General features: G+C 48.1%; 17 protein-coding genes. 7 read left to right on the top strand and 10 right to left on the bottom strand.

Features of this window, described 5'->3' with window-relative positions:
- Positions 1-246 precede the first annotated feature (246 nt).
- Positions 247-852 carry a TetR/AcrR family transcriptional regulator gene (locus V5J35_RS12710; RefSeq protein ID WP_354016399.1) on the top strand — a complete coding sequence of 202 codons (606 nt, stop codon included), beginning with the start codon at positions 247-249 and terminating at the stop codon, positions 850-852.
- Between the two features lie 43 nt (positions 853-895).
- Here the strand turns inward: V5J35_RS12710 and V5J35_RS12705 are convergent, their stop codons facing one another.
- The 5 genes from V5J35_RS12705 to V5J35_RS12685 form a co-directional block, all read right to left on the bottom strand.
- Positions 896-1,753: a bile acid:sodium symporter family protein gene (locus V5J35_RS12705; RefSeq protein ID WP_354007490.1), complete on the bottom strand. Its 858-nt coding sequence runs from the start codon at positions 1,751-1,753 to the stop codon at positions 896-898.
- Between the two features lie 247 nt (positions 1,754-2,000).
- Positions 2,001-2,459 (bottom strand): RDD family protein, encoded by a 459-nt coding sequence (locus V5J35_RS12700; protein WP_354007489.1) that lies wholly within the window; start codon positions 2,457-2,459, stop codon positions 2,001-2,003.
- A 58-nt stretch (positions 2,460-2,517) separates the two neighbouring features.
- A complete protein-coding gene (locus V5J35_RS12695; RefSeq protein WP_354011292.1) occupies positions 2,518-3,000 on the bottom strand; it encodes a glutathione peroxidase in 483 nt (160 codons plus the stop codon).
- Positions 3,001-3,142: 142 nt separating this feature from the next.
- A complete protein-coding gene (gene recG, locus V5J35_RS12690) occupies positions 3,143-5,227 on the bottom strand; it encodes an ATP-dependent DNA helicase RecG (RefSeq protein ID WP_354007488.1) in 2,085 nt (694 codons plus the stop codon).
- Positions 5,227-6,141: a hydrogen peroxide-inducible genes activator gene (locus V5J35_RS12685; protein ID WP_354007487.1), complete on the bottom strand. Its 915-nt coding sequence runs from the start codon at positions 6,139-6,141 to the stop codon at positions 5,227-5,229. Before V5J35_RS12685 ends, recG begins: the two co-directional genes overlap by 1 nt.
- Before the next feature lie 206 nt (positions 6,142-6,347).
- Here V5J35_RS12685 and V5J35_RS12680 point away from each other — a divergent pair, with 206 nt between their 5' ends.
- On the top strand, positions 6,348-7,166 hold the full coding sequence (locus V5J35_RS12680) for a hypothetical protein (RefSeq protein WP_354016398.1): 819 nt from the start codon (positions 6,348-6,350) through the stop codon (positions 7,164-7,166).
- Positions 7,167-7,257: 91 nt separating this feature from the next.
- Here V5J35_RS12680 and V5J35_RS12675 read toward each other — a convergent pair whose 3' ends face one another.
- Complete coding sequence (locus V5J35_RS12675; protein WP_354011291.1) at positions 7,258-7,374, bottom strand: LysR family transcriptional regulator; 117 nt, start codon at positions 7,372-7,374, stop codon at positions 7,258-7,260.
- A 107-nt stretch (positions 7,375-7,481) separates the two neighbouring features.
- Here V5J35_RS12675 and V5J35_RS12670 point away from each other — a divergent pair, with 107 nt between their 5' ends.
- Positions 7,482-9,998: a hypothetical protein gene (locus tag V5J35_RS12670; protein WP_354007485.1), complete on the top strand. Its 2,517-nt coding sequence runs from the start codon at positions 7,482-7,484 to the stop codon at positions 9,996-9,998.
- Positions 9,999-10,134: 136 nt separating this feature from the next.
- Here the strand turns inward: V5J35_RS12670 and V5J35_RS12665 are convergent, their stop codons facing one another.
- Positions 10,135-10,575, bottom strand: coding sequence for a hypothetical protein (locus V5J35_RS12665; protein ID WP_354007484.1), 441 nt, complete (start codon positions 10,573-10,575; stop codon positions 10,135-10,137).
- 419 nt (positions 10,576-10,994) lie between these two features.
- Between V5J35_RS12665 and V5J35_RS12660 the strand changes: the two genes are divergently transcribed.
- Together V5J35_RS12660 and V5J35_RS12655 are read left to right on the top strand one after the other, a co-directional pair.
- On the top strand, positions 10,995-11,828 hold the full coding sequence (locus V5J35_RS12660; protein ID WP_354016397.1) for an SDR family oxidoreductase: 834 nt from the start codon (positions 10,995-10,997) through the stop codon (positions 11,826-11,828).
- Positions 11,829-11,929: 101 nt separating this feature from the next.
- Positions 11,930-13,201, top strand: coding sequence for a flavin-containing monooxygenase (locus V5J35_RS12655; protein ID WP_354007482.1), 1,272 nt, complete (start codon positions 11,930-11,932; stop codon positions 13,199-13,201).
- 32 nt (positions 13,202-13,233) lie between these two features.
- Here V5J35_RS12655 and V5J35_RS12650 read toward each other — a convergent pair whose 3' ends face one another.
- The 3 genes from V5J35_RS12650 to rpoZ all read right to left on the bottom strand — a co-directional run bounded on the left by V5J35_RS12650 (position 13,234) and on the right by rpoZ (position 16,170).
- Positions 13,234-13,620, bottom strand: a complete 387-nt coding sequence (locus V5J35_RS12650; protein ID WP_354007481.1) for a RidA family protein — start codon at positions 13,618-13,620, stop codon at positions 13,234-13,236.
- Between the two features lie 118 nt (positions 13,621-13,738).
- Complete coding sequence (gene spoT, locus V5J35_RS12645) at positions 13,739-15,868, bottom strand: bifunctional GTP diphosphokinase/guanosine-3',5'-bis pyrophosphate 3'-pyrophosphohydrolase (RefSeq protein ID WP_354007480.1); 2,130 nt, start codon at positions 15,866-15,868, stop codon at positions 13,739-13,741.
- 50 nt (positions 15,869-15,918) lie between these two features.
- Positions 15,919-16,170, bottom strand: coding sequence for a DNA-directed RNA polymerase subunit omega (rpoZ, locus tag V5J35_RS12640; protein WP_354007479.1), 252 nt, complete (start codon positions 16,168-16,170; stop codon positions 15,919-15,921).
- A gap of 295 nt (positions 16,171-16,465) precedes the next feature.
- Here rpoZ and V5J35_RS12635 point away from each other — a divergent pair, with 295 nt between their 5' ends.
- Both V5J35_RS12635 and V5J35_RS12630 read left to right on the top strand, forming a co-directional pair.
- Positions 16,466-17,071 (top strand): hypothetical protein, encoded by a 606-nt coding sequence (locus tag V5J35_RS12635; RefSeq protein ID WP_354007478.1) that lies wholly within the window; start codon positions 16,466-16,468, stop codon positions 17,069-17,071.
- Between the two features lie 201 nt (positions 17,072-17,272).
- On the top strand, positions 17,273-19,054 hold the full coding sequence (locus V5J35_RS12630) for an aminopeptidase P family protein (protein WP_354007477.1): 1,782 nt from the start codon (positions 17,273-17,275) through the stop codon (positions 19,052-19,054).
- Positions 19,055-19,063: the final 9 nt, after the last annotated feature.

The following is a 19,063-nucleotide window of genomic DNA, read 5'->3' as shown; positions in this document are numbered from 1 at the left end:
CTTTCCCCCTCTTCACCTGATCCCTCTTTATATAACCGGGCTAACTCGGCAAGGCTTGGTCTATACCTTTTAGAGATTTTTTTTGAATACCTGCTTTATTTGTTCAGATATAGATCTACTTTTATATAACCAAGGTTATATGTATAGGCGTGTTCGTTTTACTAATCAGATGTTATGACCTCTGAACATCAATCTGCGGGGATAGAGTACATGTCAAAAACGACCGTAAAACCCAGAAAAACACCAGTGCAAAGCCGATCAAAAAAACGTGTTGAGTCGATTTTAGAGGTGACCGCATCCTTACTGGTAGAGAAAGGTTATGAGTCACTGACAGCAGTAGGTATAGCTGAGAAAGCCAAAATTCCAGTCGCATCTCTCTACCAGTATTATCCCAACAAAGAGGCTGTTATCTATGCACTGTGTGAAAGCATGATTAATGACGTGATGCAAAGGTTTGACGACTACGAAAACTTTGAGTCTCATAAACTGGGTATCTGGGAACTTCTCGAATTGATTGGTGAACAGGAGTACGCTAACCCGGCTAATCATAAGCTTGAATTTGAACTCAACAGGGCAATGATTGCCATGCCACAACTGTCAGAACTTCATGAATCATTTGACGAGCGCATATCAAAACGCTTTTCTTCAATCCTGAAATACTATGGTTCAAAATGGAGCATTGATGAATTGGTCAACTTATCACGCATTGTCTTCAGAATGGGGACAACTTATTTTGAGCACATTAACAATAACCGGGAAAATCCAACTCTGGCAAAGCAGAGCAAAGAATTGATAATGAAAGCAATGGGGTCACTGATTCAAGACTGTCTGCATGAGCCAGCAACCGCCTAAAAGTCTGTGAGGGGAGTAATGTTTTATCCCCTCTGCAGGTCAATTAGCCAGCTTTCACTTCCAAAACCGGCTCAGCTTTGGACGTAATACTTTTACGACTCCAGATATGAGCCAGAATCAATCCGGACACAAGATGCCACATGCCCCACATTCCAACAATCTGGAGCATGCCAAACATATCCGGATAAAACGTCACAATAATGGCAACGCCCAGTACAGAGTTTTGTATGCCTACCTCAAAAGTGATCGCACGCTGATCAGGTACTGGCAAGCCTGTCATTCTTGCTGAAAGGTAACCAACAAGCATCGCCATAGCATTCTGCCCAATCAGAAGGGCTGCCAACATAGCGCCAAACAGCTTTAATGCCTCCAGGTTCTGCGACAATATTCCAAGAACAACAACCAGCAATACAGTAAATGTTAAAACTCTGAACGGCTTTTCAGCCATAGCAACAAATCGTGGAAAGCGATTGCCAATATACATACCAGCCACCATAGGGATCGCCAGAATAGTAATAATCAGAAGTAAAATATTAGAGGCGTCTATTGCAATAGACTGGATCATTCCCTGAGTTTGCGGCAGAAGACTTCCATAAAAAGCAAAGTTGAAAGGTGTCATAAAAATGGCCATCAAACTCGACGCTGCCGACATACTGACAGATACAGCGACATTACCCCGGGCAAGGTAAGTCACCATATTTGAGATACTTCCACCAGGACAGCAGGCGATAAGAATCATCCCTGCCGCATATTCTGCCGGAACGTTTAAGATATAAGCCGCCAACGTACTCAGCCCGGGTAACAACATAAACTGGGCCACCATTCCAACCACAGGCGCTTTTGGCTTTTTGATGATTCGGGTAAAGTCATCCACTTTCAGAGGAAGCGCGACGCCAAACATGACGCATGCCGAAAATAATATTAAAAACTATTACACCCGCAGCACCTAAATTAGCTTCCATACTGTCGCTCATTTTTATAGTTATTGTGGTTGGGTTCTAGAAATAGTGACTGCTTAAAAAAAAGACCCGATGATTGAATCAACGAGTCTTTACAATACATCGGTTTTCTGATCATAAATCAGGGTTTTAATTCGAAAAAAAATTAGTCTCTTTGAATGAGTTAAAACAGCTTAAATCGCTATTCTTTCAACTCTCAGTCTTCTTTATTTTAATAACAACGGTGCCTGCCAACTTGTCATGCCAGCCCTGTTTTCTCTTATCGATGGCAATCCAGAAAAATCCAAGCATCAGGGGGATGATCGACAAAAAGTAACCAACATACCGAATAGCAGACTGACGAAATCCCGGAATTTGCCCGGTTTTGGCATCAACAACTTGCACCGACGTTGCCATTTTCCCGGGCGTTGCCCCTCTGTAACGCCAGAACAGGATGACAAACACAACAGGAAACAGCCAGTTAATCAATAAGTCCCAACTGCCAAGTACCAGTGTTTCGTTGTGCCACATTTCGCTGCCGTAGATCACCAGCGTCAACGGGACAGTAACGAGCAATAATACAAAAGTATCAATCAGCATGGCTCCACAGCGAGTCCAGAAGCCTGCGTATTCAATAGATTCGGGAAGCACCGGGGCCTGTTCAGTCATGTTTCCACCCTTCAGTCCTGACCATGTTGTAGTCTTATCGACCTGCAAACCCTATCTCTTATGACTCAAGTTCTGCCAGAATAGCACTTTCCAGATTTTCAGGTTTTGTCGTTGGTGCATAACGGGCAATGACTTCTCCCCTGCGGTTCAGGAGAAACTTGGTAAAATTCCATTTAATCTTTTGGGTTCCCAATACTCCGGGAGCAGCCGACTTCAAATCCTGATACAGCGGTGCGGCCGTGTCACCATTAACGTCAATTTTCTCAAAGACAGGGAAGGTAACGCCGTAATTTTTTTCACAAAAGCTTCCAATATCATCACTGCTGCCAGGCTCCTGATGACCAAACTGATTACACGGAAAGCCCAGAACCACCAGCCCCTTCTCTCTGTACTTTTCATACAGACTTTCCAGCCCTTTGTACTGGGGCGTGAAACCGCACTGACTGGCAGTATTAACGATAAGAACCACTTTGCCACGATAGTTGCCCAGGGAGCAGGACTCACCATTCAACAGCGGCATCTCATATTTCAGTAAATCCATCATCTTTACCCATGCTTTTATAGTTTTTGAATATAGAATGATATTTCTTTGCGACGGGCAAGACTATTTTTTTTACCGTGAAAATTTTTCCATCTCCGAAGGTGACGAAAAAATGTTTCACCCGCTCATGGCTGTTTAATGGCTAAACGTTCGCGTATTGCTCAGCATGCCCCAGCCAGCGAAGAATCAACGGCTCGGCATTTTCCGGAGCGACCTGCAACAGGGTTTGTGCGGCGGAGCGAACATCTTCCAGCAAGTCACTGTCCCGTTCCAGCTCAGCAACCCGCAGTTGCGCCAATCCTGTTTGCCGGGTTCCCAGCACTTCGCCTGGCCCCCGTAGCTCCAGGTCTTTTTCAGCAATCATAAAACCGTCGCTGGAATCGCGCATCACCTGCAGCCGCTCCCGACTCTGCTGAGATAACGGTGCGTGATACATCAGCAGACAATGACTGGCTATACTGCCCCGGCCAACACGTCCCCGTAGCTGATGAAGTTGTGCCAGCCCCAGCCGTTCAGGGTTTTCAATAATCATCAGGCTGGCATTGGGAACATCCACACCCACCTCAATAACTGTTGTCGCCACCAGCAGGTGCAAATGGCCTGCTTTAAAGGCGTCCATCACCGTCTGTTTGTCATTGGCTTTCATACGACCATGAACCAGGCCAATAGACAACTCTGGCAAGGTTTCCCGTAATTGTTCCGCAGTGACCTCCGCAGCCTGACACTGCAAGGTTTCCGATTCATCAATCAACGTACAAACCCAATACGCCTGCCGACCTTCCAGACAGGCAGCACGAAGCCTTTGCATGACCTGTTCACGCCGTTCGTCGCCAATAACCACGGTGTTAATCGGCGTGCGTCCCGGAGGCAGTTCATCAATCACCGAGCAATCAAGGTCAGCATAAGCACTCATCGCCAGCGTTCTGGGAATCGGTGTGGCGGTCATAATCAGTTGATGAGGTTGCCCGCCGTTCTTTTCGCCTTTGTTCCGCAACGCCATGCGCTGATGGACACCAAAGCGATGCTGCTCATCAATAATTGCCAACCCCAGGCGGTGAAAATCAACATCATCCTGAAACAGAGCGTGGGTGCCTACGACAACTGACGCCTCACCGCTGGCAATTTCCTCCAGAACCTTCTCACGCTTTTTACCCGTGGTTTTACCGGATAAATAAGCCACTGACACGCCCAGTGGTTTCAACCAGTTCTTAAAATTGCGTTCATGCTGTTCTGCCAGAATTTCAGTGGGTGCCATAATCGCCGCCTGATAGCCATTTTCTACCACCTGCAGGGCCGCCAGCGCAGCAACAACGGTTTTACCTGATCCCACATCCCCCTGAACCAGACGGAGCATAGGCTCTGCCTGCATCATATCCTGACTGATCTCAGCCACCACACGTTCCTGAGCGCCCGTCAGGTTAAACGACAACTGTTCACGGAAGGTGCGTGTCAGTTCCTGCTTTGGCGGCATTGGGTAGCTGTTAACAGTACGCACCAACGTGCGCAGCTTCTGCATACTGAGGTTGTGTGCCAGCAGTTCTTCAAAGGCAAGACGTCGTTGGGCAGGATGACGACCTTCGCCAAGCAAAGCCATTGAATTATCCGGAGGAGGGCTGTGCAACAGCCGGACAGCATCCACAAGCGTTCCCAGCTGATACTGTTGTTGAACAGACTCTGGTAACCAGTCCTGTAGTACAGAAGGGTTGTTCAGTTTATCCAGTGCCAGATCACACAGGCTGCGTATGCGTTGTTGAGTTAAACCTTCTGTGGCGGGATAGACCGGTGTCAGCGTTTCTTCAACCTCAAGCTGATTGTCGGGCTTTATCACCCGGTACTCCGGGTGATAAAACTCCAGACCTGAGGCACCCCGTCGGGGTTCGCCAAAACAACGGATTTCGGCTCCGGCTTTCAGGTTGTTTTTCTGAGCTGCAGAAAAATGATAAAAGCGTAAACCAACACTGCCCGTACCGTCGCTGACACGGCATAGCAGGCTACGCCTGCGCCCCATAATCACTTCAGCACCAAGCACTTTGCCCTGCACAACAAAGTCCCCATCCGGCTGGAGCGCACCAATGGGCGTTATGCGGGTACGATCCTGATAGCGCAATGGCAGATGGAACAGTAAGTCCTGTAGATTACGGATATGGATTTTAGCCAGTTTCTCAGCCAAAGCAGCCCCCACACCTTTGAGTGCCGTTACCGGAATCTCATGCAGAGGCTTGCTCATTAATCTTCAATCCTGTTGATATCGGTACATTGCTTTAATGCCGCTGCCAGTACATCAATGGCTTTGGGTCTTGGGAAGCTGGCTCGCCATGCCAGTGCGACCGTTCTTTCAGGCCCTGGAGCACTGAACGGCTTAGAAGTCAGCACATCCGGTGCATAATAATTATTGCCCAGAGCCGATTCCGGCAGAATGCTGATGCCCATGCCTGATGCCACCATGTGACGAATGGTTTCCAGCGAAGTGGCTTCAACGCCGGAGCCGTCATGACCCTCATGCACACCAAGCAACGGGCAGGCTTCCAGAATCTGGTCCCGGAAACAATGGCCTTCACCCAGCAGCAACACTTCATCCCTGGACAGTTCATCTTTATTAATCGCATCACGCTCAGCCCACGGATGGTGGCCTGGCATCAATACCCTGAAGGCTTCATCATAGATGGGTAGTGTTAAAACGTCCGGTTCGGTGAAGGGCAGGGCAATGATGATGGCATCCAGTTCGCCCTGTCGTAATTTTCGACGCAGAACCGCAGTAAAGTTTTCTTCTATGTAAAGTGGCATTTCTGGTGCCAGCTCTGCCAGTTTGGGTACCAGATGCGGAAACAGGTAAGGGCCAATGGTGTAAATCGCACCCACCCGCAACGGTGTACTCAACTGGTCTTTACCTTCTTTTGCCAGCTCTTTCACAGCATCGGCTTCTTCAAGGACTTTCCTTGCCTGCTGAATAATGCGTTGCCCCATATCACTGACACGAACAGCGTTGCGAGTACGTTCAAACAACTCAACGCCCAGTTCTTTTTCCAGTTTTTTCACCCCGGCACTGAGGGTTGGCTGGCTGACAAAGCATTCAGCTGCAGCACGACCAAAGTGCTGTTCCCGAGCAAGAGCAACAATATAGCGCAGTTCAGTCAGAGTCATAATAAAAGTAAGCCGACGATGGTGATAAGAGTACTGTAAATTTAATCAGTATTATTAACTATATTCCCCGTCATGTCAGCCTTATGTCCTTATTTTCTGGCTCATACCGGTCAGAATATTTCATAAATCTGTAGCCCCGAAGTAAAACAAATCCAAAGCGATGTCGATAACCTGCAAAGGGATTAATTTTCAGGATAGAGTGAGATATGTCGGTAACTGGCGCAAACAACGGAATAGGTGGAGTTCAGCCAGGAGTTCATAACAGTGGCGTTGAGAATCAGCCAACTCATGGGACTACTCATGGAGCAAGGTGGGGAAGAAAGCTGTCTTCCTTCAGCCCGAAAAAGCTGTTTATCGGTGGGGCAAAAAAATCTCCAAAAAAACAGAAGAGCCTTCCTGACTACAAAATTAAAAAGATTGATGTTCAGATAAAAAGCGACGGCTCGTTATCAATTACTCATGCTTATAAAAAATCTCGGGACTTCACAGCCAGCAAAGCCTTTATGGAAGAACAGGCTAACATTCTCATCGAAAAAGGTTACTCTCCTGAATGGGCAAAAGATACCGTTAAAAGCATCAGCAAAACAACAAAACGCAGTAGTTTCATGATTGAACAGGGAGTCGCTAAAATTCCTTTTAAGGACCAGAATCGCAAAGAGTTGGCTCAATGGACGGAACAGAGCTTTTTAGGAAAAGGCTATTCACCGAGGGAAGCCGCAAAACGGACTCACGAACTGTTAAAAAAACCTGAAGCCAACCATGAGCAAGTGAAAAAGGCTGTCAGTGATACGCCTTTAACCCCGTCTATGGAAAAAGCACTGACCGCTGCCAAAGCCGCACAAACGGCTTATATTGAACAGAATTTTAAACCCTGGGCTCTGGAAAGTCTGAAGCAGAAAGGCTTCAGTCCGAAAGAATCTACCAAGATTTTTGAAAACCTCGTCAGCTCTGCTAACGGTAACCTTGACAGCCTGGTAACCCGAATAAATAGTATGGAGCCTGGCAATAAAGGAACCCCTTCATAGGGACTCAGTCAACCTGAAAGGCTATGGAAATCAATCAGAAAAACTCAAACTGATAGCATCTATCCTTAAGAGCGAAAACACGTCACCGATCTTATGTACGCTCAAACAACTCAGCACCCAGTTCTTTTTCCAGTTTTTCCACCCCGGCTCTGAGGGTAAGCTGGCTGACAAAGCATTCAGCTGCAGCGCGGCCAAAGTGCTTTTGCAGTGCCTGCCACTTTATTTTCCTATTTCTTACTTTATTTGGAACTGAATGAACGCTCAGTGGTCAAAGGAGCGTCTTAAACATGGATAAGTAAAAAGGAATTTTAAACAATGAAATCTGATCCGGTTAGTCTGCATGCTCCTTCCGTTACTGGATACGCCACCCAAAATCCACCAGGAAATCCTGATGGACCACAAAGCAGCGCAGTGACACAGACAGGAAACACTACACCTTATGTTCAACCCGGAGCATCAGGACAAGCTGCCGTTTCAGGCAAAAATATAGCGGAAAGACAGCCCGGGCGGGTACAAGCCCAAAGCGATAGTTCACGCCCCTGTCGAACGAACTATCGAACGAACTATCGAACGAAAGAACTGCTCGAATGGGCAAACTCTTCAAACCACCCGGACACGACAAAGGCACTTAAAGCATGCAGAATCAGTGCATCCGCTGATTATGCCGAGCCTGGTAAACAAAGTTTAGAGAGACTAGCTCCGCAGGAGCAGCTCAAACTATTAAAGCAACATCTTGGCAAAAAACAGCCTGAAGCCAGAAAAACAGTCACCGATGCCTGCCATGTTTTTAACCCGGTTAAAAAATCATTTGGTACACCTATAGAACTAAAACTCTCTGTAAACCGGCGAGAGCAGAAGCTAAATTTGTCGGAACAGTCAAGGCTGGCCAATGAGGTCGTACTGGACGAAGTGTCAGACCAGTTTAAAGGCATTTCAAAAACAGGTAATGACAGTAAGTGGAAGGGTGACCTCGAAAGAAGCGATATTACTCTGCAGGTCGAAGTGCAGGATCAAAGCAGCGGCGATAGCTGGATTTTACCAATGCATTCAGTCAACCCAAACCGCAAGAGTGTTCAGAAAACATCTGAGAAGAAAAGCTCAGAGTATGAAAAGCCAGTTGCGCTAAAAGAAAAAGAGCTGACTGAAAAACTACAGTTAGCAATACCCGGGTCTGAGCCAATATTAAAGGACGTAGTAAGACAGGATACTCTCAACCCTGTCTATACATTTATTACCGATAAGCTTGGCATTACGCCATCGTCGTCAACACAGACTTACTCTGTTGAAGTCATCGCTATTAACCGGGATGAATTCCGGGTAGAAAATAAAGCACAGTTCACGAAATACTCAAAACCGGCTGTTAATAAGGCCTACGACGGTCAAACGACCATTCTCGTCCAGTCTCATTTCAAACGGGATCACGGGCAGTTTGTACCGGCAGGACTTTCGGTTGATATCAATCTTGATGGCATCAAGCCTAAACACCTGCCTGATGATCCAAAAATGAAGCGCGCGAAAAGCGCCGAAGCCCTGAATCGTGACAGAGTCATACCCGCTACCAGTTCCAATTGGTCACCTCCGGTTATGAGGCGCCAAATATCTCAACAACATAATGCTCCGGTAAAACTGGGTATTACACTTGTGGAAGGTCAGCTCTACGCAATGAATATGGCAGCCTCTGAATTAGAACATCTGGTCAATGAGAAAATGGCAGTCACATCTTATAAAAAGAGCCTGACAGACGCTCAGGAGCGATGGGGAAACACTCCTGAAGCCAGTTCAATGTCAGTCGCTTGTCCAATAACGCAAACCACCACTCAGTTAAGCAAACTTAATACCTATGCCCCAACAACTGACTTTTTTGAAATGCATAAAGCCGGTCTTTCAGCCAAAGACCAAAGCACCAAAAACGTCATTGAGCAGACAAAAATTGCCTATAAAAAACGGTGGCTGGAAAAAGCTACTGAGTTGACCAAAATCAGTTCTGACGCCATGTATACATCGGCCATCAATTCATTGCCACCGATGACATTACAGGGAGAAAAGGTTGACCAGTTTTTAGAGCTGTCCGGAATACTGGGAAAGATGAACAAAGAAATGATCAGGCTTGCAGAAAAAACCAGAGCCGTCAAAGGTTCTTTTTCCAGACAGGAGTTAACCCGGGAGCAGTTTCTCAGCAAACTGCTTGACATTAAACTTGAGTCTTCAAAACACCTTAAGAAACTGAGGGGGGCAGGTTGCGAGTTCAGCAGCCTGTGTGAGCAATATGGCTTCTATAAAGACCAAAAAACCACTGAGGGCTGTGAAGCCGCTACTCAGTATCTTGAAAAGAAGAAAGCTCGGGTCATGTTAGAAGAAAAGAAGGTTAAGGCGTCCGTAATGCAGGCTATCATCGAAGCTGAAAACTCTGGTCTCTCAGCCAGCTACGGTGATCTTTCCAAATTCATTAATGATCCAATGGTGTTTGATCCAAAAGGCGAAAGCACTGCGATGATTTCAAGAGTTTTAGAGGACGACTGCGCTGCAATGCAGTGTAAACTATTTTCTAAAGGATCATTCAGACATCTCGATAGAGCCAAACTTGAAGCTGGCAAAAAGCTCCATGCCATAATGCAATCCCATAGCCCTTTATCATCAGCTCAAAAGCAGATTATTCAACGTGAGCTGGATATAGAACTAAAGCCAGTCGAAAGTAAAGAAAGTAAAAAAATCTATATTCCCAGCGAAGCTGAGATTCTTCAGTTAGCAGAGCAGAAACTGTGGTCTAATCCTTATTACTATGAAACGAAGCTGGATAATATGATCAGCCACTTTGATACTGAGCTGCTTTAACACTGGAAAAACCTGAAGCTATGTCTGAAAACATTCTTATCGCAGGCTGTGGACGTAGGGTGCGTGCTGGTCAGACACCTGTTCTTAGCCTCCAGCACCAGCGTCTATGAACGGGTATCGGCGGGTAGCTCTCAGATCAATCAGGAAAATATCCTAATGAATACTTTATATAATCTTTTGGCTGGAAATACTCCTGATTTATCCTTTGTGCTGAAAAAGGATCTAATTCATAAATCTGGCTTACAGCGTTGTTGTAAACGTTCCAATTGCGCCCCTGCTTAATGCAGATGATTGTGTGTGCAAAACTGAAACCACTGTATTTTCTGGTTAATCCTGCTCTGTAGGCTAGTCGTTCCGTACGGACAAAATGCCTATTGCCCCAGTCCATGTAGTGATTAGCACTCACCCTCAATGCTCTTGTCCCATCTATAGACCGTGGCATACAAACGCCATTGTGGTCGTGGTAAATACGGTTTCCCTCTTTCTCACGCCTTACCTCAAGAGCGCAACCGTTCATAGGGTAAGTTAGAATAAGTGTACCGTCAGGCTGTCCAAATGGAACTAACAGTGATTTCACCTCATGCTCCTCGTACCCACAGTACCAATCCCTGCCTTCATCCGTCAGGTGTATATTGAGCGTCACAAGGTTATTATTATTCAACAATGGCCTACAGGTAACATTACACCGACCTGACAGGTAGTAATCTTCATCGGTTGCTTGTACGACGAAACCTGTTGTTCGCACTGCGTCAAATGGTCGTATTCTGAGGAATGCCAAATCTATCATTAATAACGTTGCCAGTTTATTTACTGGGTAGAACCTCTGCAAATATAGCTCAGGCAGGACTTTTGAGGGATGATCACACCTGAGAAGAAGTTGGAATGTTTGCGACGCAAATATAGAAAACAGTACACAAGACCATCTCTTTAGGCATTTTATGAGAACAAAGATGGAAACACTGAACATTCTTATCGCAGGCTGTGGCGACGTAGGGTGTGAGCTGGCCAGACAAATTGCTGCTCACCAATGGGTTTAGAGTCTGGGGCCTGCGTCGCACCATTGATCAGTTGCCCGAAGGGGTTAGCGCTATTCCCGGCGACCTTTCAGACCCGGACAGACTTGGCGCATGGCCTGAAACCATCGACTACGTTCTTTATACGGCCGCTGCCGACGGACACTCACCAGAGCTTTACCAGAAAGCTTACGTCACTGGTCTTATGAATGTGATCAATCATTTAAAAAAGAAAAATATTCAGCCCAGACACCTGTTCTTCACCTCCAGCACCAGCGTCTATCATCAGTGCAATGGCGAATGGGTCGATGAAGGCTCTGACTGCCACCCTCAAACCTTTGCCGGTCAAACTCTGCTGGAGGCGGAAAAGGTACTGTTTGCCGGCAATCTGCCTGCCACTTCTGTGCGCTTTGGTGGCATTTATGGTCCTGGCAGAAACCGGCTGATTAAACGGGTGCTTGAACAAAAAGGATGCGCGAAAGAGCCTGCTGTCTACAGTAACCGCATTCACCGGGATGATTGCGCCGGTATTCTCAAACACCTGATTCAAATGAGCATCAGTGGGCAAATGCCTGACCCTGTTTACATTGGCGTTGATTGCCAGCCAGCTCCTATGCACGATGTTCTGCACTGGATTGCGACTCAGTACGGTGTCGAACTGAACGATGATCATCCTGCTCCCCCAAGATCCAGTAAACGTTGCAGCAACCACAAAATTCTCGATACGGGCTATCAGTTTAAATACCCGGATTACAAGGCTGGCTACCTGAAGCAAAAAACCATGAGCGAAAAATGCAGCTTTCGTCCCCCCCGGTGATGAAAACTGCATTTTCATAATAAAAAGACGATTAATATTCAGAACAATCCTGTGCGATAGCGGTCTATTCTTTCTCCAGGCAGATCAGGCAGAGAACAAGAATGTCCGCTAATAAAGAAGTAGCCATCATCGGGGCAGGGCCAGCAGGGTTAATTACCGGCAGCATACTGAAAAAGGCCGGTTTTACCATTACGCTTTTTGAGCAGCGCAACTGTCTGGGGGGTTCCTGGGCTATTCAGCCTCTGTCTGAGCTGATTGATATTCGTGACGGTCTCTCCGGCATTTACTGTCCAACCTACCCCACGCTACGTTGCAATGTACCCAGACAGACAATGGCGCTGCCCGATTTTCCCTATCCTGATGATTACCCCTGCTATCCCCGGCATGATGAAGTGTTGTCACAGCTGCAACGCTTTGCAGAACATAACGGCCTGTTGCCACACATTCGATTTAATCACCGCTTTCTTACGCTTGAGGCATCTCCTAAAAGTGGATTAACCAATGGCAACCCCAAACGCTGGCAGATTCAAACCAGCCAGAACAGCGCAGAATTCGATGCCGTTGTATTCTGCAACAGTCGTTATTATTACCCAAAGCTTCCGGATCTTGAGCCATTACTGTCCTTTACCGGGCGGCTTGAACACAGTTTCAGCTATCGGGGGCCGGCAGCGTATCGCAATCAGCGCATTGCCCTTGTGGGTACAGGCCCTTCCGGTGAAGACCTGAGCCGGGAAATCAGCCATTGTGCCAGCCGGGTATTTCTTTGTGCGCATTCTGGCAGCCGGGAGCTGCACAAACCGATCTGGAAACCCTACGGTGCAAACCAGAACCTGACCCGGCACCGGGATGTTATTGCCTGTAATGGCCGAACCGTGATTCTGGAAAACGGTGAAAAACTGCAGGATATTGATGTCCTGATCCTGTGTACCGGTTACCAGCCTGATCCTGTTTTCAGGCAGGCCCTGCCAGGTATTGAACTATCTGGTGATAAAAGCTGTATGGCGCCTCTCTACCTTAATCTGTTCCATCCTGTACACCCGGAATTATCAGCCACCGGGATGACTCTGGCCAGTGCGCCATTTATCCTGTATCACTGTCAGGCTGAAGTGATTGCGGGTTACCTGAAAGGAAAAATCCAATTGCCAACCGCACAACAACGACTATTTGCGGCAGAACAGGTAGAGCTTCGAAGTTCCGGGCGGGTGAACTTTTCTGTTCGCAGAAAAATCAGTATGAAACAGCTGGACCAGCTGGCAAACATGGCGAGTATTCCGTCACCGGTAAAGGCAACGGTAGAAGCACTTGCGATCAGCAATAAACAGCGGCTGAAATACCCGGATCATTATCGGGATTTGCCATGGGGAAGCGAGTAGAGCTTCGTAAGAAGCTCTACGAAAAGCGGGTATTATTTCAACTCCAGAACAGCATCAACCTCAACCGGTACGCCCTTTGGCAGCTCTTTCACACCAATGGCAGCTCGTGCCGGGTAGGGCTGTTCAAAGAACTCAGCCATCACTTCATTTACAGAAGCAAAATTGCTCAGGTCGGTCAGGAAGATATTCACCTTGGCGGCGTCCTCTAACGTACCACCTGCAGCTTCGGCAATCGCTTTGAGGTTGGTGAAACAACGACGGGTCAGATCTTTAAAGTCGCCATCCTGCAATTCCATGGTTTCAGGTACCAGTGGAATCTGTCCAGAGATATAAACCGTGGTTCCCGCTTTTACTGCCTGGGAATAGGTACCAATCGCCTGTGGTGCTCGCTTGGTATTAATAATCTGTCGGTTACTCATATCTTCCACCTTCCAAAAGGCTGATAGTAGGGAAGACCTCGTATATTGCAAGCGGATTTGCTGATGATCATGAGCCAGATCAAAGGAATCAGCCCCTGCTTAATACAGGGGACAGAGCTTAGGATTCCCTGCGGCGGGTAATGGAGTGTACGCCTTTAATCACGCGCAGTCGTTTAATGATACGGGCAAGATGGACACGGTCTTTAACGTTCACCAGTAGTTGTACCATGCAGAAACTGGCATCACGTTCTTCCATGCTGATCTTTTCAATATTGCCTTCAACCGCCGTAATACTGGTGGCCAGAGAGGCGATCATGCCACGATGATGTTCCAGCTCGACCTGCAGGTCTACCGTGAACTCACCGGAAACGTGTTTGTCCCAGTCGACTTCCAGAACCTTTTCAGGGTTATAGCGAATTTCTGCAATGTTTTTGCAGCTGTCGGTGTGAATCACAATGCCCCGACCGGAGCTGACATGCCCCACCACCGGGTCGCCCGGAATAGGATGACAACACTTGGCAAAGCTGATTACCATGCCTTCCGTGCCACGAATGGTCAGAGACTGTTCAATGTCCACATCCAGTGAAGACTTCTCCTCACCATCGGTTTCCTGAGGCTCCACCAGCATACGGGCAACGATGTAAGCCATACGGTTACCAAGGCCGATGTCTTCAAGCAGTTCGTCCAGCGACTCCAGCTTAAAGTTTTTCAACTGCTGGTTGAGAATGCCCTGATCCAGTTGATCCACCCGGGTATCAAAGCTGACCAGAGCCTTATTCAACAGGCGATAGCCAAGAGCAATGGATTCGTTGCGACGCTGATGTTTGAGGAAGTGACGGATGTTAGAACGGGCTTTGCCAGTCAGGACAAAGTTCAGCCAGGCGACATTGGGGCTGGCACCTTCCGCCGTTACGATTTCTACCGTCTGCCCACTCTGCAGTGGCTGACTGAGTGACGCAAGTCGTTTATCAATACGACAGGCAACGCAGGTGTTACCCACATCGGTATGAACCGCATAGGCAAAATCGACCGCAGTCGCCCCTTTTGGCAATTCGAGAATCGCACCACGGGGTGTGAAAACATAGACTTCATCGGGGAAGAGGTCGATTTTTACGTTTTCAATAAACTCCAGGGAGTCACCGGCATTCTTCTGTAGCTCCAGCACACCTTTTAGCCACTGTCGTGTACGGGCATGACTGCCCGACAGCGCTTCATCACCGGATTTATACAGCCAGTGCGCGGCGATGCCATTGTTCGCCATATCTTCCATTTCCTGAGTACGGATCTGGATTTCCACAGGTACGCCGTGCATACCGAACAAAGTGGTGTGGAGGGATTGATAGCCGTTGGCTTTGGGGATAGCGATATAGTCTTTGAAGCGGCCGGGGATGGGTTTGTAGAGGTTGTGAACGATGCCAAAGGCGCGGTAACAGCTGTCGACACTGTCGACTATGATGCGAAAGGCGAACATGTCCATGATTTCACCAAAGGACTTGCTCTGGCTGCGCATCTTTTTATAAATGCTGTAGAGATGTTTCTCGCGTCCCACCACTCTGCCTTTAAGACCTTCTTCTTCCAGCCGGGCAGCAATGGCTTTCTGTACTTTGCCCACCAGGTCCCGGCGATTGCCACGCGCCTGTTTGACGGCCTGGCGAATCATGCGTGAACGCATGGGGTACATGGCTTCAAAGCCGAGGTCTTCCAGCTCAATCCGCAGATTGTGCATACCAAGACGATTGGCTATTGGAACATAAATATCGAGGGTTTCACGGGCAATTCTGCGGCGTTTATCCGGGCGCAGAACCCCGAGGGTTCGCATGTTGTGCAAACGGTCTGAAAGCTTGACGAGAATAACCCGGATATCCCGGGCCATGGCCAGCGCCATTTTCTGAAAATTCTCGGCCTGAGCCAGGGTTTTATTCTCAAAGTGCATGTGGGTCAGCTTGCTGACCCCGTCTACCAGTTCAGCGACCACTTCACCAAACTGTTCGACTATGGCACTTTTTTCAATACCGGTGTCCTCTATGACATCGTGCAGCATGGCGGCCATCAGGCTGTGATGGTCCATGTGCATGTCGGCCAGAATAGCTGCCACTTCCAGAGGATGGGTGATATAAGGCTCACCACTCCGTCGTATCTGCCCGTCATGGGCCTGTTCGGCGTAATAGTAAGCCCTGCGAACAAGATTAACCTGTTCAGGGGTCAGGTAGGACTTCAAGCGGCCGGCAAACTCATCGATAGTCAGCAAAGCCCGCTCCTCCTGTGCAGCAATCCGGACATCAGAGGCTTTCCTGGCTGTTAGCTTTCTACACCAGCCAGAAACATAGCGGCCTCGTCTTCATCGACAATGCGCTCTTCAACAGTAGTCGCGGTTACCAGACCTTCAGCAATTTCACGCAAAGCCATTACCGTTGGCTTATCATTTTCCCAGTCCAGCTTTGGTTCTTTACCACCAATGGACAGCTGGCGGGCGCGCTTGGAAGCCACCATAACCAGTTCAAAACGGTTATCAACGTTATCCAGGCAGTCTTCTACGGTTACTCGAGCCACTACTTCACCTCTCGTTATTTAGAAAAACGGTTTTCTTTCGCTATGGCTGCTTGAATCATCGAGCCGCCAGTCTATCGACGTGATATATTTTTGCCGACATTAGAGTGTACTTTACGACCTGCTTTCAAACAAGTCTGAGCGATATATGAACAATGAGTATGCAACATTCAGACAGTCGGTCTGGAGGATGGTCTCCCCAAACTCCTCTCTGCGTGTGTATACCGAACTGCCTTGTTCGTCGTTTAGTAAGATCGAAAGTCACAGAATCCCGGAGATTTTGGAGGACTTAAGTAACATGCTTTTTGAAAAAATTTTTTCTACGGCAAATAATTACTCAGTTAATGCCCATTGGAATAAAAAAAACTTAAGTCCTGTTTATAACAACTCAGGTATTTGCTCTGGCATGGTAGTGACCTGGCTAAAAAAAAGCATAACCTCAGAGGGAAGAGGCGTCCAAAGTGCTGCTGAATTTGATTTTGAATCAATCTCAATTATCCAGGCATCCTACGCATGGAAGCATACATTCCCTTCTAAAGCATTGAGTTATTCTGCTGGTATTCCTTTTTTATTACAAAGCCAAAATCTTATTTCTCTGGATAGCACATCTGGAGAAATGAATAAAAGCAGCAGTGCGGGATATATTTCTAATTGGGTGCTGGAAAAGACCGGACACTTCATTTTGTTGTATTTTAACGGGATGGGCGACGACTCGTTGTACAACGGCCACGCAATAGGCTTTCGGTTCGAAAACGGCATCCTGGAACTGTTTAATCCCAACGAAGGACTCTACAGATACTTTGGCGTATCACCGTTTGAGCTCGACATCAATGTACTCTTCTGGGAACAATACGGCAATTTCGAGGGTAAGTGGTATCTCCACAAGGTTGGATTGGATATGTGATTCACTCCCACACAAAAGTACAGACAAAGCGGCCAGCATTTGTCGGGTTTTCATTTCCGTAATACAGGCTTAGTCGATGGTATTTCCGACAACTTAAGGGTTATAGTTCGGGAAACTCGTTCGAAGAATAGTTCTGAAAATAGTTCTGAAAATAGTCCCGAAAAACCGTTTCAGACTGAAGTCATCCGGAGTGGATCAATAATGACCAGTACGCCCGAAAAACTCACGGCTCTGAGAGCCGCCATGAGCACCAGCCATATAGATGCCTGGATTATTCCCAGCTCGGATCCTCACGAGAGTGAATACAGCTCAGAACACTGGGGCGGCAGGGAATGGCTGTCCGGTTTCACAGGTTCAGCTGGCACCGTAGTCGTACTGAAAGACCGGGCCGCCCTCTGGACCGATGGCCGTTATTTCCTGCAGGCCAGCCAGGAGCTGGAGAATTCCGGCATTGAGCTGATGCGTGACGGGATGCCGGAAGTTCCGGCCATTCAGGACTGGCTGGCAGATACCCTGCCCGAAGGCAGCGTGGTAGGTTTTGATGGCAAGGTGATGAGCCACCAGCAGACACAGAAACTGCTGGAAACCTTTAAGGACAAAAACATCACCATTGAAGTTGAAAAAGATCTTCTGGAAACCGTCTGGATCGATCGTCCAGATATGCCTGCGACACCGGTATTTCTGCATGACGACAGCATTGCAGGCAAAACCCGGGAAGAAAAGCTGGCAGAAGTCCGCCTGGAGATGACCAAAAAAGGTGCCAGTCACCTGCTGATCACCATGCTGGACGATATTGCCTGGCTGCTGAACCTGCGCGCCAGCGATATTGAATGCAACCCGGTGTTCCTGTCCTATATTCTGCTGACAGACACCGACGTCAAACTGTATATCAATGCCAGCCGCATAGAAGGCGATGCTTTGCAGGCTTTAAAGCAGTCGGGCATAGAGCTGCTGCCTTACGATGCCATCGCTGACGATATCCGCAGCCTGGACAGCAACACCCGCCTGTTGATGAATCCGGCCTCCACCAATCAGTGGCTGGTCAATGCGCTGCCGGAGTCCGTCAAAATCATTAAGGCTGCCAGCCCAACCCTTCTGCTGAAAGCCATTAAAAACGATGTGGAAATTCAGCGCATGGGTGACTGTCACCGACGCGATGGCGCAGCGGTTGTCCGCTTTATGCGCTGGCTGGAAGAGACAGTTCCCGGCGGTGAGGTCACCGAACTGTCACTGGATGAGTTTCTGCAGGCCAGCCGGGCGCAGGCACCGGAGTTTAAAGGACCAAGCTTTCCGACAATTGCCGGTTATGCCTCAAATGGTGCCATTATTCACTATCGTGCCGATGAGCAATCCTCCCGGAAGGTTGAAGCAAAGGGTCTGCTGCTGGTTGATTCCGGTGCCCAGTACCCGGACGGCACCACGGACATTACCCGAACCTTTGCCTGTGGTCCCATGACGGAAGAAGAACAGAAAGACTATACGCTGGTTCTGAAATCGCATATTAATCTGGCAAAAGCCCGCTTCCTGAAAGGTACACGGGGCATGCAGCTGGATATCCTTGCCCGTCAGCCGGTCTGGGAAGCCGGGCAAAACTACAACCACGGCACCGGCCACGGCATTGGTTACTTTCTGAACGTACACGAAGGCCCGCACAGCGTCAGCCCTAAATGGATTGACCAGCCTTTGCAGGTGGGTATGCTTCTCACCAATGAGCCTGGCATGTACCGTAATGGCAAACACGGCGTACGCCTTGAAAACATCATGCGTGTGGCTGAAGACATCACGACGGAGTTTGGTGAATTCTACAAGCTGGTTCCGATGACACTGGCACCGATTGACACCCGCCCGATTACCCGGGAGATGCTGACCCAGACTGAAATCGACTGGCTGAATCAATACCACGAAATGGTTCGTGAAGAGCTGTCGCCACTGCTCAGTGGTGCTGACCTTGACTGGCTGAATAAAGCGACACAAACATTCTGACGATCGCAC

This window comes from Endozoicomonas sp. NE40, from assembly GCF_040549045.1.
GTDB classification, from domain to species: Bacteria; Pseudomonadota; Gammaproteobacteria; order Pseudomonadales; family Endozoicomonadaceae; genus Endozoicomonas_A; species Endozoicomonas_A lisbonensis.
This window is presented reverse-complemented; position numbering and strand designations above follow the sequence as displayed.

Excerpts from the sequence above, each read along its gene's own strand:
- V5J35_RS12635 (WP_354007478.1), top strand. The coding sequence starts at position 16,466 with ATGCTTTTTGAAAAAATTTTTTCTACGGCAAATAATTACTCAGTTAAT.
- V5J35_RS12680 (WP_354016398.1), top strand. The coding sequence starts at position 6,348 with ATGTCGGTAACTGGCGCAAACAACGGAATAGGTGGAGTTCAGCCAGGA.
- V5J35_RS12685 (WP_354007487.1), bottom strand. The coding sequence starts at position 6,141 with ATGACTCTGACTGAACTGCGCTATATTGTTGCTCTTGCTCGGGAACAG.
- V5J35_RS12705 (WP_354007490.1), bottom strand. The coding sequence starts at position 1,753 with ATGTTTGGCGTCGCGCTTCCTCTGAAAGTGGATGACTTTACCCGAATC.
- V5J35_RS12655 (WP_354007482.1), top strand. The coding sequence starts at position 11,930 with ATGTCCGCTAATAAAGAAGTAGCCATCATCGGGGCAGGGCCAGCAGGG.
- V5J35_RS12650 (WP_354007481.1), bottom strand. The coding sequence starts at position 13,620 with ATGAGTAACCGACAGATTATTAATACCAAGCGAGCACCACAGGCGATT.
- recG (WP_354007488.1), bottom strand. The coding sequence starts at position 5,227 with ATGAGCAAGCCTCTGCATGAGATTCCGGTAACGGCACTCAAAGGTGTG.
- V5J35_RS12695 (WP_354011292.1), bottom strand. The coding sequence starts at position 3,000 with ATGGATTTACTGAAATATGAGATGCCGCTGTTGAATGGTGAGTCCTGC.
- V5J35_RS12700 (WP_354007489.1), bottom strand. The coding sequence starts at position 2,459 with ATGACTGAACAGGCCCCGGTGCTTCCCGAATCTATTGAATACGCAGGC.
- V5J35_RS12670 (WP_354007485.1), top strand. The coding sequence starts at position 7,482 with ATGAAATCTGATCCGGTTAGTCTGCATGCTCCTTCCGTTACTGGATAC.
- V5J35_RS12630 (WP_354007477.1), top strand. The coding sequence starts at position 17,273 with ATGACCAGTACGCCCGAAAAACTCACGGCTCTGAGAGCCGCCATGAGC.